This is a genomic window from Rugamonas sp. (assembly GCF_025354735.1).
Lineage (GTDB): Bacteria > Pseudomonadota > Gammaproteobacteria > Burkholderiales > Burkholderiaceae_D > Rugamonas.
Genome location: NZ_JANXMI010000140.1, coordinates 1 through 13,034, shown reverse-complemented (window position 1 = coordinate 13,034; position 13,034 = coordinate 1). Strand labels below are relative to the sequence as shown.

12 protein-coding genes are annotated in these 13,034 nt (G+C 62.5%); 10 read left to right on the top strand and 2 right to left on the bottom strand.

Annotation, left to right across the window (positions count from 1 at the left end; genetic code table 11):
- Positions 1-878, bottom strand: an 878-nt coding sequence (locus Q0S71_RS11750; RefSeq protein WP_295995385.1) for a pyridoxal phosphate-dependent aminotransferase, incomplete at its 3' end; no start/stop codon positions are given.
- 230 nt (positions 879-1,108) lie between these two features.
- Between Q0S71_RS11750 and Q0S71_RS11745 the strand changes: the two genes are divergently transcribed.
- The 10 genes from Q0S71_RS11745 (at position 1,109) to Q0S71_RS11700 (ending at position 11,659) form a co-directional block, all read left to right on the top strand.
- Complete coding sequence (locus Q0S71_RS11745) at positions 1,109-1,507, top strand: Mth938-like domain-containing protein (RefSeq protein WP_295995382.1); 399 nt, start codon at positions 1,109-1,111, stop codon at positions 1,505-1,507.
- Positions 1,507-3,171, top strand: coding sequence for a glycosyltransferase family 39 protein (locus tag Q0S71_RS11740; RefSeq protein WP_295995379.1), 1,665 nt, complete (start codon positions 1,507-1,509; stop codon positions 3,169-3,171). The genes Q0S71_RS11745 and Q0S71_RS11740 overlap by 1 nt, the downstream gene beginning before the upstream one ends.
- A gap of 27 nt (positions 3,172-3,198) precedes the next feature.
- The gene (locus tag Q0S71_RS11735) at positions 3,199-3,570 is read left to right on the top strand and encodes a 4-amino-4-deoxy-L-arabinose transferase (RefSeq protein WP_295995377.1); all 372 of its coding nucleotides are present in this window, start codon (positions 3,199-3,201) and stop codon (positions 3,568-3,570) included.
- Between the two features lie 80 nt (positions 3,571-3,650).
- Entirely contained in the window at positions 3,651-4,799 is a 1,149-nt protein-coding gene (locus Q0S71_RS11730; RefSeq protein WP_295995374.1) for a DegT/DnrJ/EryC1/StrS aminotransferase family protein, read from the top strand.
- 59 nt (positions 4,800-4,858) lie between these two features.
- Positions 4,859-5,857, top strand: coding sequence for a glycosyltransferase (locus tag Q0S71_RS11725; RefSeq protein ID WP_295995388.1), 999 nt, complete (start codon positions 4,859-4,861; stop codon positions 5,855-5,857).
- A complete protein-coding gene (locus Q0S71_RS11720; RefSeq protein ID WP_295995372.1) occupies positions 5,857-6,870 on the top strand; it encodes a formyltransferase in 1,014 nt (337 codons plus the stop codon). Before Q0S71_RS11725 ends, Q0S71_RS11720 begins: the two co-directional genes overlap by 1 nt.
- Before the next feature lie 46 nt (positions 6,871-6,916).
- Entirely contained in the window at positions 6,917-7,969 is a 1,053-nt protein-coding gene (locus Q0S71_RS11715; protein ID WP_295995370.1) for a bifunctional UDP-4-keto-pentose/UDP-xylose synthase, read from the top strand.
- A gap of 4 nt (positions 7,970-7,973) precedes the next feature.
- A complete protein-coding gene (locus Q0S71_RS11710) occupies positions 7,974-8,951 on the top strand; it encodes a xylanase (RefSeq protein WP_295995367.1) in 978 nt (325 codons plus the stop codon).
- Positions 8,952-9,062: 111 nt separating this feature from the next.
- Positions 9,063-9,542 (top strand): peroxiredoxin, encoded by a 480-nt coding sequence (locus Q0S71_RS11705; RefSeq protein WP_295995362.1) that lies wholly within the window; start codon positions 9,063-9,065, stop codon positions 9,540-9,542.
- Between the two features lie 263 nt (positions 9,543-9,805).
- The gene (locus Q0S71_RS11700) at positions 9,806-11,659 is read left to right on the top strand and encodes a PhoH family protein (protein WP_295995360.1); all 1,854 of its coding nucleotides are present in this window, start codon (positions 9,806-9,808) and stop codon (positions 11,657-11,659) included.
- Between the two features lie 425 nt (positions 11,660-12,084).
- Here Q0S71_RS11700 and Q0S71_RS11695 read toward each other — a convergent pair whose 3' ends face one another.
- On the bottom strand, positions 12,085-12,795 hold the full coding sequence (locus tag Q0S71_RS11695; protein WP_295995356.1) for a hypothetical protein: 711 nt from the start codon (positions 12,793-12,795) through the stop codon (positions 12,085-12,087).
- Positions 12,796-13,034: the final 239 nt, after the last annotated feature.

Genomic DNA, 13,034 nt, shown 5'->3' with positions numbered 1-13,034 from the left:
TAGCCGCCGAGCGCAGTCTGGATCGCAAACTGGCCCGGCGCGTTGGCGCACAAACGCATCGAGGACAGCATGTTGAGGCCCTCGATGTAATCTTTCGCATGTCTTTTTTCGCCCGACACCACCATCCAGCCGGAGCGGTAGCCGCAGGAGCGGTAATTTTTCGACAGGCCGTTGAAGGTGACGAACAGCACGTCGTCGGCCAGCGAGGCCAGCGACACGTGCCTGGCCTCGTCGTACAGCACCTTGTCGTAGATTTCGTCGGCGAACACGATCAGCTGATGCTGGCGCGCCAGTTCGACGATTTGCAGCAGCACCTCGACCGGATACAGCGCGCCGGTCGGATTGTTCGGGTTGATGACGACGATGCCGCGCGTGTTCGACGTGATCTTGGAGCGCATGTCGGCGATGTCGGGATACCAGTCGGACTGTTCGTCGCACAGATAGTGCACCGGCTTGCCGCCGGACAGGCTAACGGCGGCCGTCCACAGCGGATAGTCGGGCGCCGGCACCAGCACCTCGTCGCCGGTGTTGAGCAGCGCGTTGACCGACATGACGATCAGCTCGGAGGCGCCGTTGCCGAGGTAGATATCGTCGATGCCGACGCTGGCGATGTTCTTGCTCTGCGTGTAGTGCATGACGGCCTTGCGCGGCGCGAACATGCCCTTCGAGTCCGTGTAGCCGGCCGCGTTGTGCAGGTTCAATATCATGTCCTGCACGATCTCGTCGGGCGGATCGAAGCCGAACACGGCCAGATTACCGATGTTGAGCTTGGTGATCTTGTGGCCTTCGTCCTCCATCTGCTTGGATTTCTCCAAGACCGGACCGCGGATGTCGTAGCAGACGTCCGCCAATTTATTCGATTTCTGTATCGGTCGCAAAGTAAATCCCTGTTCTATACGCAGCTACACGCAGTCCAACGCCCCGGCCGCACACGGTCCATGCGCCATTGCCAAAGGCCCATTCTGCCGAAAGCATCCCATTTAATCAACCTTTCGGGGCGAACCGTCCGGGAAAAACGCTACAATGGCGCTTCTTTTGCCGCCCGAACAACGCGCACAGCACGCCAGTCACCGCCATCGTCCAACCATCGATTCCACAGATTACGCCCATGAAGCTCCATGCCAGCAGCACCCAACAATACCAGACCGTCACCGGCTACGACGAAAGCGGTGTCGAAGTGAACGCCGAACGCTACAACTACAGCCTGATCGTGATGCCGGAAATGGCGCCGCGTGCCTGGCCGGTGGCCGCCTTCGAGGACTTGACGGCGGCCCATTTCGAGCAAATTCTGGCCGACGCGCCCGACGTCGTCATCCTCGGCACCGGCGCGCGCCAGCGCTTCGTCCATCCCAAGCTGACGGCGGCGCTGACGATGCGCCGCATCGGCGTCGACTGCATGGACACCCAGGCCGCCTGCCGCACCTACAACATCCTGATGGGTGAAGGCCGCAAGGTCACGCTGGCCCTCGTCATCGCGGCCCCCCTGGCGGCAGGCAGCGCCGACTGATGAACAACGACCTGTATAACGCCAAGAAAATCGTCTGGCCGCTGCTGGCCGCCTTCGCCATCGTGTGGCTGTACGTGCTCGGCATCCGCACCCTGGTGCCGCCCGACGAGGGCCGCTATGCCGAAATGGCGCGCGAAATGCTCGCCTCCGGCGACTGGGTCACGACGCGCCTGAACGGCATCAAATACTTTGAAAAGCCGCCCCTGCAAACGTGGATGAACGCGCTGTCCTTCGCCGTCTTCGGCCTCGGCGAATGGCAGGCGCGCCTGTGGACGGGCCTGTGCGGCCTGCTCGGCGTGGTCTTGACCGGCTACACCGGCGCCCGCGTGTTCGGCGCCCGCGTCGGCTTCTACGCCGCGCTGGCGCTGGGGTCCAGCCTGTTCTGGGTGGCCGCCGGCCAGTTCAATTCGCTCGACATGGGCTTGTCCGGCATGATGACGCTGGCCCTGTGCGGCCTCCTCATCGCCCAGCGCGACCAGGCCACCGAGGCCGAGCGCCGCAACTGGATGCTGGTCTGCTGGGCCGGCATGGCGCTGGCGATCCTGGCCAAGGGCCTGATCGGCGTCGTGCTGCCGGGCGCCGTGCTGGTGCTCTACACGCTGGCCGCGCGCGACTGGGCGATCTGGAAGCGTCTGCACCTGGTCAAGGGACTGCTGCTGTTCTTCGCCATCGTCGCGCCGTGGTTCGTGCTGGTGGCGCTGCGCAATCCGGAGCAGCCGCACTTCTTCTTCATCCATGAACACTGGGACCGCTTCTTCCTCAAGGAACACCACCGCGAAGGCGCGTGGTATTACTTCCTCATCCTGCTGGTCCCCGGCATCTTGCCGTGGCTGGGCGTGCTGCTGCAAAGCCTGTTCGCCGCCACCAAACGCGACGTGCGCAGCACCTTCCAGCCCCGGCTGATGATTTTGACCTGGGCCGTGTTCATCTTCTTCTTCTTCAGCTACTCGAACTCCAAGCTGCCCGGCTACACGCTGCCGGTGTATCCGGCGCTGGCGCTGCTGATCGCCGCCTATCTGGAACACGCCTCGCGCCGCAGCCGCATGGTGGCGGCCGGCCTGGTGCTGCTGGGCGGACTGGCCGGCATGGCCGCCGTGCCGCTGATCGCCAGGGTCGCCACCAACACGGCGCTGGAAAAGAACTTCCTGATCGCCTACCAATCGTGGGTGCTGGCCGCCGCCATGATCGCCGCCGCCGGCGGCGCGCTGGCGCTGCTGCACGCGCGCCAGCTGCGGCGCGACGCCACCGTGCTGACGCTGGCCTGCGCCGGCTTCATCGCCACCCAGCTGATTTTGGCCGGCAACGAACCGTATGGAAAAATGCGCTCCGGCCGCGCGCTGGCGCACGCCATGCGCGCCGAGCTCGGCCCCGACACCAAGCTCTATTCGGTCGCAACCTACGACCAGGCGCTGACGTTCTACGCCCGCCACACGGCCATCCTGGTCGACTATACCGATGAATTCAGGTTCGGCCTGGAGCAGCAGCCGGAGCTGGCGCTGCCGACCATCGACGCCTTCGTCGCCCAGTGGCGCGCCGACGCGCAGCATGGCGTCAAGGATCTGGCCATCATCGAGGCCGACAACTACCGCAAGCTGCAGGCGCAGGGCGTGCCGATGCGCGTCGTCACCGAAGATCCGCGCCGCATGGTCGTCGCCAACATTTAATCCCTCACGTTCATCCCACCGCCCTTTATGAATTTAGCCACTTTCACTTTATTGTTCACCGGCGTCATGCTCAACGCCATGGCCCAGCTGCTGCTCAAGGCCGGCGCCGGCGCCGTCGGCGAAATCCATTTGACGATGCAGAACTGGTTCAGCGTCGGCCTCAAGGTCGCGACCCAGCTGCCCATCATCGGCGGCCTGAGCTGCTATGTGCTGTCGGTGGTGGTGTGGATCATCACGCTGTCGCGCGTCGACCTGTCGCTGGCCTACCCGATGCTGTCGCTCGGCTACGTGGTGGCCGCCGCCGGCGCCTGGTACTTTTTCGGCGAAGCCGTGTCGCTCCAGCGCCTGGCCGCCATCGGCGTGATCCTGGCCGGCGTGGCGCTGCTGGCGCGCACCTGAGGCGCCCGCCCAACCTAACAATTTAGCCTGATAAATCGATATAGATTTAAAATGTGCCCATATTTTTGAGCGAAAAAAACATGACCTCCGCCTTGCCCAAGCTACCCTTCCTCCCCTTCTCGAAGCCCACCATCGATGAAGCCACCATCGCCGCCGTCGGCGAGGTGCTGCGTTCGGGCTGGATCACCAGCGGCCCGAAAGTGGCGGCGTTCGAGGCCCGGCTGTCCGAGTATTTCGGCGGCCGGCCGGTGCGCACCTTCAATTCCGGCACCTGCACCATGGAGATCGCCTTGCGCATCGCCGGCATCGGCGCCGGCGATGAAGTCATCACCACCTCGATTTCCTGGGTGGCCACGGCCAACGTCATCATCGAAGTGGGCGCCACGCCGGTGTTCGCCGACATCGACCCGGTCACCCGCAATATCGACCTCGACAAGGTCGAGGCGGCGATCACGCCCCGCACCAAGGCCATCATCCCGGTGTATTTATCGGGCCTGCCGGTCGACATGGACCGCCTCTACGCCATCGCGAAAAAATACCATCTGCGCGTGATCGAGGACGCGGCCCAGGCCTTCGGCTCCGAGTGGCGGGGCCGGCGCATCGGCGCCTTCGGCGACTTCGTCTCGTTCAGCTTCCAGGCCAATAAAAACCTCACCACCGGCGAAGGCGGCTGCCTGGTGCTGAACAACGCCGACGAAGCGCGCCTGGCCGAAAAATACCGCCTGCAGGGCGTGACCCGCAGCGGCATCGACGGCATCGACGTCGACGTCCTCGGCGGCAAATACAATATGACGGACATCACGGCCGCCATCGGCCTGGGCCAGTTCGCCAACATCGACAAGGTGACGGCGCAGCGCCGCGCGCTGGCGCGCCACTACTTCGCCCAGTTCGGCGCCGACTTCGAGGCGCAGTCCGGCGCCCAGCTGCCGGTGGCCGATTTCGAGAACAGCAACTGGCATCTGTTCCAGATCATCTTGCCGGACGACGGCCCCGGCACCCGCGCGCGCTTCATGCAGCGCATGGCCGAGCAGCAGATCGGCACCGGCTACCACTACGCGCCCATCCACCTGTTCACCATGTACCGCGAACGCGGCTTCACCGAGGGCATGTTCCCGGTCTCCGAAAAAATCGGCCGCCTGACGGTGACGCTGCCGATGTTCTACGCCATGACCACGGCCGACGTGGAGCGCGCCGTCGCCGCCGTGAAAACGATTTTGATCCAACGATGAACGACGCGTCCATGAATTCAGCCATCACCTCCGCCAACCCTCCAGCCATCACGCCCGCGATGAGGCCGGAACTGTCCATCGTCATTCCGATCTACAACGAGCAGGCCGGCTTGCAGGCGCTGTTCGACCGCCTCTATCCGGCGCTCGACGCCATGCAGACCACGTATGAAATCGTGTTCGTCAACGACGGCAGCCGCGATAATTCGGTGTCGATTTTGGCCGAGCAGTTCCGCAAGCGGCCCGACGTCACGCGCGTGGTGCTCTTCAACGGCAACTACGGCCAGCACATGGCGATCCTGGCCGGCTTCGAGGCGTCGCGCGGCGACATCATGGTGACGCTGGACGCCGACCTGCAAAATCCGCCGGAGGAAATCCACCATCTGGTGGCCAAGATCCGCGAAGGCTACGACTACGTCGGCTCGATCCGCCGCAAGCGCCAGGATTCGGCCTGGCGCACCTACGCGTCCAAGGCCATGAACGCGCTGCGCGAAAAAATCACTAACATCAAGATCACGGACCAGGGCAATATGCTGCGCGCCTACGGCCGCAACGTCATCGACCTGGTCAACCAGTGCGCCGAGGTCAATACCTTCGTGCCGGCGCTGGCCTACCGCTTCTCGCGCAAGCCGACCGAGATCACCGTCGAACACGAGGAACGGTCGGCCGGCGAATCGAAGTACTCCCTGTACAGCCTGATACGCCTGAATTTCGACCTGGTCACCGGCTTCTCGCTGGTGCCGCTGCAAATCTTTTCGATGCTGGGCATGATGCTGGCGGTCGGCTCCGGCCTGCTGGTGTTCATCCTCGTGATACGCCGCCTGTTCCTGGGCGCCGAGGCCGAGGGCGTGTTCACGCTGTTCGCCATCGCCTTCTTCTTCATGGGCGTGATTTTGTTCGGGATCGGCCTGCTGGGCGAATACGTGGGGCGCATCTTCCAGCAAGTGCGGGCCCGCCCGCGCTACGTGGTGCAGACCATCTTGCAGCACCAGGCCGGCGAGTCGCAGCACGCGGCCGACGCCGCCGCCGCCGCGGTGGAAAAACGCACGGTGGGACGCTGATGAGCGCCAACCTCACCATCGTCCCGACGGCGCCGCCGCCGCGCCGGCGCGCCGTCGTTTTCGCCTACCACAACGTCGGCGTGCGCTGCCTGAAGGTGCTGCTGGCCGGCGGCGTCGATGTCGCGCTGGTGGTCACGCATGAAGACAGCGCCGACGAAAACATCTGGTTCGAATCCGTCATCTCGCTGTGCCAGAGCGCCGGCATCGCCTACGTCACGCCGGCCGACGCCAGGTCGCCCGAGCTGCTGGAGCAGGTGCGCGCCGCCGCGCCGGACCTGATGTTCAGCTTCTATTATCGGCACATGCTGCCGGCCGCCCTGCTCGACGTGGCGCCCGCCTTCAATATGCACGGCTCGCTGCTGCCGCAGTTCCGCGGCCGCGCGCCGGTCAACTGGGCGGTGCTGCACGGCGCCGACGTCACCGGCGCCACGCTGCACGAAATGACGGTCAAGCCGGACGCCGGCGCCATCGTCGCGCAGATGGAGGTGCCCATCCTGCCGGACGACACCGCGTTCGAAGTGTTCGGCAAGGTCACGGTGGCGGCCGAGCAGGCGCTGTGGCGGGTGCTGCCCGCGCTGCTGGCCGGCAGCGCGGCGCGCCTGCACAACGACTTGACGCAGGGCGGCTACTTCGGCGGACGCAAGCCGGAGGATGGCCGCATCGACTGGTCGCAGCCGGCGCAGCAGGTTTACAATCTGCACCGCGCCGTCGCGCCGCCCTACCCCGGCGCCTTCACCGACGTCGGCGGCGTGCGCTATGTGATCGGGCGGGCCCGCCTGCACGGCCATTACGGCGGCAAACACGAGGGCGGCCAGCGCGCCGCCGATGGTGGCCAAACAAGCAATGTTGTATCGCTAAGTTTGCCACCGGGCTTGACAGTAGTGGATAATTGCATCTTTGGCGTGTGCGGCGATGGCCGCATGCTGACGATTTCCGCCTTGACGGCCGACGGCGTGGCCGTCTCGGCCGAGCAGTTGCAAACCCGCCTGGCCGCTGTCAGCAGCGCCGGTTGAACACCCTATCTGAACCGAACATCAGTACCTCACTAGAGAAGATCCCATGAAAAAAGTCCTCATCCTCGGCGTCAACGGCTTCATCGGCCATCACCTGTCGAAGCGCATCCTTGAAACGACCGACTGGCACGTCTACGGCATGGACATGAGCACGGACCGCATCACCGACGTGCTGGAAAACCCGGCCTACAAATCGCGCATGCACTTCTTCGAGGGCGACATCACGATCAACAAGGAATGGGTCGAGTACCACGTCAAGAAGTGCGACGTGATCCTGCCGCTGGTGGCCATCGCCACGCCGTCGACCTACGTCAAGGCGCCGCTGCGCGTGTTCGAGCTGGACTTCGAGGCCAATCTGCCCATCGTCCGCTCGGCCGCCAAGTACGGCAAGCACCTGGTGTTCCCGTCGACGTCGGAAGTGTATGGCATGTGCCACGACGAGGAATTCGATCCGGAGAATTCGGAGCTGGTCTGCGGCCCGATCAACAAGCCGCGCTGGATTTATTCCAACGCCAAGCAGTTGATGGACCGCGTGATCTGGGGCTACGGCATGGAAGGCTTGAACTTCACGCTGTTCCGTCCCTTCAACTGGATCGGCGCCGGCCTCGATTCCATCCACACGCCGAAGGAAGGCTCGTCGCGCGTGGTCACGCAATTCTTCGGCCACATCGTGCGCGGCGAGAACATCTCGCTGGTCGACGGCGGCGCCCAGAAGCGCGCCTTCACCGACATCGACGACGGCATCGACGCGCTGATGAAAATCATCGCCAACGAAGGCGGCGCGGCTTCGGGCAAGATCTACAACATCGGCAACCCGGTCAATAATTATTCGATCCGCGAACTGGCCGGCATGATGTTGAAACTGGCCGAGGACTATCCGGAATACGCGACCGCCGCCAAGCAGGTCAACATCGTCGAGACCACGGCGGGCGCCTACTACGGCACCGGCTACCAGGACGTGCAGAACCGCGTGCCGAAGATCACCAACACCTGCGAAGAGCTGGACTGGGCGCCGACCACCACCATGGCCGACGCGCTCAAGAAAATCTTCGACGCCTATCGCGGCCAGGTCGCCGCCGCCCAAGCCTTGATGGATTGATGACTTGACCGAGACTTTGCCCAACAAAAAGCCGCTGCTGGTCCTGAAGATTGACGTCGACACCTATCGCGGCACGCGCGAAGGCGTCGGCCATCTGGTGCGCATGATCGCGGCGCGCCAGGGTCGCGCCACCTTCCTGTTTTCGCTGGGGCCCGACCATACCGGCTGGGCGCTGCGGCGCGCGCTGCGGCCCGGCTTCTTCAGCAAGGTCTCGCGCACCTCCGTCGTCGAGCACTACGGCTTGAAGACGCTGATGTACGGCACCCTGCTGCCGGGACCGGACATCGGCAAGGATTGCGCGGCCGAGATGCGCGCCGTGCGCGACGCCGGCTTCGAGTGCGGCATCCACACCTGGGACCACGTGCTGTGGCAGGACAACGTCGCCCGGCGCGGCGCCGACTGGACCACCGCCATGATGCGCAAGGCCGCCGCCCGTTACACGCGAGTGTTCGGCGTGGCCCCGCGCACGCACGGCGCGGCCGGCTGGCAGATGAACGGCGCCGCCTTCATCGAGCACGACACGGCCGGCTACGCCTACGCGTCCGACGGCCGCTGCGTGCTCAAGGAAAACGGCACGCTGGCCGATCCGGCCGACGGCCCGCACCGCCTGAGCGTCGACGGCCGCGTCCTGAACTGCATCCAGATGCCGACCACGCTGCCGACGCTCGATGAGCTGCTGGGCTGCGACATCGACGGCGCGACCATCACGACGTCGAACATCGCCGCCTTCCTGCTCCGTTTGACAGAAGGCGCCACGCGCGACCACGTGTATACTTTGCACGCCGAGCTTGAAGGGCAAAAACTCGCCCCCATCTTCGAGCGGCTATTGGATGGCTGGCAGGCCCAGGGTTATCAGCTGGCCTCCATGGCCGACTACCACGCCAAGCTGGCCGAGGCCGGCGTCGGCGCTTTGCCGCTGTGCCCGATGACCTGGGGCGAACTGCCCGGCCGCTCCGGCGCGCTGATCGTGCAGGGCCGCTGAGGCGCCGGCCGCCCGCTCACCGCCTTTGCAACAATCATGTCGCCTGGTTGCGCTGCCAGGTTGACCGAGTTGACCCAGCAGCGCTGTAGTTCACCGTTCAGGAGAGCACCTGTGGCTGATTGCCCATCCGTCGTACCCGCAACACGCATCACCGATTTCGCCGCCGCCATGACGAGCGGCATGACGTTCCAGTTGTCGGGCCGCCCCGCCCGCAACACCGTGCTGTTTTTCTACCCCAAGGACAACACGCCCGGCTGCACCACCGAAAACATGGCCTTCCGCGACCTGCACGAGCAGTTCGCGGCGGCCGGCACCGAGGTCTACGGCGTCAGCCGCGACTCGCTGCGTTCGCATGAAAACTTCAAGTCCAAGCTGGGCCTGCCGTTCGAGCTGATCTCCGACCCCGACGAGGCTATGTGCGCCCAGTTCGGCGTCATGAAGATGAAGCAGATGTACGGCAAGACCGTGCGCGGCATCGAACGCAGTACGTTTGTGATTGACGCTGACGGCCAATTGGTGAAAGAATGGAGAGGCGTGAAAGTTGCAGGTCACGTCGATGAAGTGCTGGAATTTGTAGCGCGTCAGGCATAAGCGCAGCGCGTGTCACGTTTGCGGCAACCTTTGCTCAACCGTAGCAGAACCTTGAGTGCGACAGCCCGTTTTGAGTCATCCCAGTACCTCCTACTCTCCACCCCGGCGCCCAGCAGGTCGCCGGCAGCTCCATACCACGGGCCAGATGCGCGCCCGACGGCAGCCTTGTTTCCACTTTTATCCAGCATCCACCCCATACGGCCCGGCCGCGTGCGCCGCGCCCATGGGCGGATTCCTCCAGAAATTTTTCGATTGAGATCCTGATGCCACTGCCAAAACTTCCCACCAAGCCAGCGACTTTGCTGCTGGCCAAAGATTATCCCCAAGCCAGCGGCACGCGTCCCGTGCCGGTGATCGCGGCCGAGGCCGCACCAGCGCCCGCCATGACCGCCAAGAAGGCGGCGCCGGTCAAAGCCGTTGCAGCAGCACCGAAGGCCGCCAAGCCGGCCACGGCACCCGTCATCGCAGCGGCGCCGGCCGCCAGGGCCGCACCGAAGAGTGTCGCCAAGAAGGCCGTTCCTGCCGTGCTGCAGGCCGCTCCTGCCGCGCCGGCACCCGTCGTCGCACCGATCACGGCCAAGGGCGGCAAGACCGCGCCTGCGGCCCGCGGCAAGGTCACGCCCATCCTGGCCGAAGCACCCCATCCAGCCAAGCACAAGGCGCATGAGCTGCCGCTCAAATCGTCGACCAGCCGTCACGCCGACCAGACCGGCCAGACCAAGCTGTTCGTGCTCGACACGAACGTGCTGATGCATGATCCATCGTCGCTGTTCCGCTTCGAGGAGCACGACGTCTACCTGCCGATGATGACGCTGGAAGAGCTCGACAACCACAAGAAGGGCATGACCGAAGTGGCGCGCAACGCCCGCCAGGTGTCGCGCACCCTCGACGCGCTGGTGTCCAACACCGACGACGACGCCATCGAAAAAGGCATACCGCTGGCCAAGCTGGGCAACAAGGACGCCAAGGGCCGCTTGTTCTTCCAGACCCGTCTGCAAAGCGCGGACCTGCCGGTCGGCCTGCCGGTCGGCAAGGCCGACAACCAGATCCTGGCCGTGGTCCGCTCGCTGGAATCGGAACAGGAAGGCCGCCCGGTGGTGCTGGTGTCGAAAGACATCAACATGCGCATCAAGGCGCGCGCGCTGGGCCTGCCGGCCGAGGACTACTTCAACGACCACGTGCTGGAAGACACCGACCTGCTGTACTCGGGCATCGTGCAACTGCCGGACGATTTCTGGAACAAGCACGGCAAGGACATGGAATCGTGGCAGGAAAACAAGAACGGCCAGAGCGCCACGTTCTACCGCGTCACCGGACCGTTCGTGCCGTCGATGCTGGTCAACCAGTTCATCTTCCTCGAACCGAAAAATGGCGAAACGCCGTTCTACGGCCAGGTCAAGCAAATCAACGGCAAGACCGCCGTGCTGCAAACGCTGCGCGACTTCAGCCACAACAAGAACAGCGTGTGGGGCGTGACCGCCCGCAACCGCGAGCAAAACTTCGCGCTGAACCTGCTGATGAATCCGGAATGCGACTTCGTCACCCTGCTCGGCCAGGCCGGCACGGGCAAGACCCTGCTGGCCTTGGCGGCCGGCCTGGCGCAAGTGCTGGAAACCAAGCTCTACAATGAAATCATCGTCACCCGCGTGACGGTGCCGGTCGGTGAAGACATCGGCTTCCTGCCGGGCACGGAAGAAGAAAAGATGTCGCCGTGGATGGGCGCCTTCGACGACAACCTCGAAGTGCTCAACAAGTCCGACTCCGACGGCGGCGAATGGGGCCGCGCCGCGACGCAAGACCTGATACGTTCGCGCATCAAGATCAAGTCGCTCAACTTCATGCGCGGCCGCACCTTCGTCAACAAATTCCTCATCATCGACGAAGCGCAGAACCTGACGCCGAAACAAGTCAAAACCCTGGTGACGCGCGCCGGTCCCGGCACCAAGATCCTCTGCCTGGGCAATATCGCGCAGATCGACACGCCCTACCTGACCGAAGGCTCGAGCGGCCTGACCTATGTGGTCGACCGCTTCAAGGGCTGGTCGCACAGCGGCCACGTGACGCTGGCCCGCGGCGAACGTTCGCGTCTGGCGGATCACGCCAGCGAGGTGCTGTAAGAGAAGTGATGTAGCAGACGTAACGTCAAGGTATCGCCGGCCCCCGCGCCGGCAAAAACCACAAAGCCCCGCCAGCAGCAATGCCGGCGGGGCTTTGTTTTTTCGTGTATCAAACCGGATGGTGATTCGGCATCCTGATGATTTTTCTAATGCCTGATAACTGCGCCATTACAAGGCAATGTCTGCTTTCGCCCCATAGCTGACACTCAGGATAGGAGGTCAGCTAATTAAAATGTCCAACTCTGCAGCGCACAGAATTAAGAATGTTAATGGGCTGAGTAAGCTACTTGTCCAGCCCATTCGTCTATACGGTAAATATTATTTTATATTTAAATCACTGTCGTCGCTATGCATCCCTTTGAATTGCATTTGTCAATCGCCATTCCAATGAAGTGCCCATGCCGGGAACCACCGTCGTGCACAATTTATTCGTCAGAAATGCCAATCTGCTTACTGCTCCAACCTCGGAAGACCTCACTTGTCACTGATTTCGCACGTTTCCCTTGCCCTTTAGCTTGTATAACAAACTCCATTGACTGGTCAAGGCGCGTTTCACCTCTCCGGGAACCTATTCCGTAGGACTTTGAAAAAGGCGCTATCGCCTCAGCAAGAGCATCGACAATAAGCTCGGCATCTTCGAAATCATCATCGTCGAGATACAACATTTTGGCCAAAATCGCACAATCGAGTAAAGTGCCTTCCAGCCAGACTACACTCGTCGAATAGCCTGCACACCACCGCAAGTTTGTTCCCTCAGTATAAACTTCCATTCTGCTAGTATTTTTCCCAGCGAGGCAGGCACCTAACAACACCCCAGTGATATTGACGCCGCGTGAAACCTCCCCTATTTCAAAGAGCAAATCATTTGTTTTCATATCGCCGATACTGTCATGGCTTCCGTGTGATGCGACATATAAGATGGCATTCTCATAACGAGCCCTTACCAAACAATCTAATGCCTTCTTGAAACTCGACGCGTCGTAGAAGTTCGCATGAAGCACCTCCACATCGCCTGAAAATTTCCCCACTCCCTCAATAAAGGGCAGAACACTCGTACGATTTGCATCGCTAGCATCCAAGCCCCATGGGGATTCAAGTACAAGAATTGCTCTTCTGGAGCTATGTTGTTTTTTCATTTGATAGTAATTATGAAATCTTCTAGATTAGTGAGAGCTATCGGAAGGCTGTGGAGCGCATGTAACATCTGTTGATTACTCTCTTTTAGGTCTGCTATTGGCCGGATACAGTCGGACGCAAATTTAGATTGGCAAAATCTTTTCACGAAAGCTAACTTGACTCATAGCCTTTTTCGCCTTGGAATACGCAAAAAATATTCACTAAAATTATGGTGATAACGTACGGCAGCGAGAGAATA

Coding starts and splice junctions, on each gene's coding strand:
- Q0S71_RS11745 (WP_295995382.1), top strand. CDS start 1,109: ATGAAGCTCCATGCCAGCAGCACCCAACAATACCAGACCGTCACCGGC.
- Q0S71_RS11740 (WP_295995379.1), top strand. CDS start 1,507: ATGAACAACGACCTGTATAACGCCAAGAAAATCGTCTGGCCGCTGCTG.
- Q0S71_RS11735 (WP_295995377.1), top strand. CDS start 3,199: ATGAATTTAGCCACTTTCACTTTATTGTTCACCGGCGTCATGCTCAAC.
- Q0S71_RS11730 (WP_295995374.1), top strand. CDS start 3,651: ATGACCTCCGCCTTGCCCAAGCTACCCTTCCTCCCCTTCTCGAAGCCC.
- Q0S71_RS11725 (WP_295995388.1), top strand. CDS start 4,859: ATGAGGCCGGAACTGTCCATCGTCATTCCGATCTACAACGAGCAGGCC.
- Q0S71_RS11720 (WP_295995372.1), top strand. CDS start 5,857: ATGAGCGCCAACCTCACCATCGTCCCGACGGCGCCGCCGCCGCGCCGG.
- Q0S71_RS11715 (WP_295995370.1), top strand. CDS start 6,917: ATGAAAAAAGTCCTCATCCTCGGCGTCAACGGCTTCATCGGCCATCAC.
- Q0S71_RS11700 (WP_295995360.1), top strand. CDS start 9,806: ATGCCACTGCCAAAACTTCCCACCAAGCCAGCGACTTTGCTGCTGGCC.
- Q0S71_RS11695 (WP_295995356.1), bottom strand. CDS start 12,795: ATGAAAAAACAACATAGCTCCAGAAGAGCAATTCTTGTACTTGAATCC.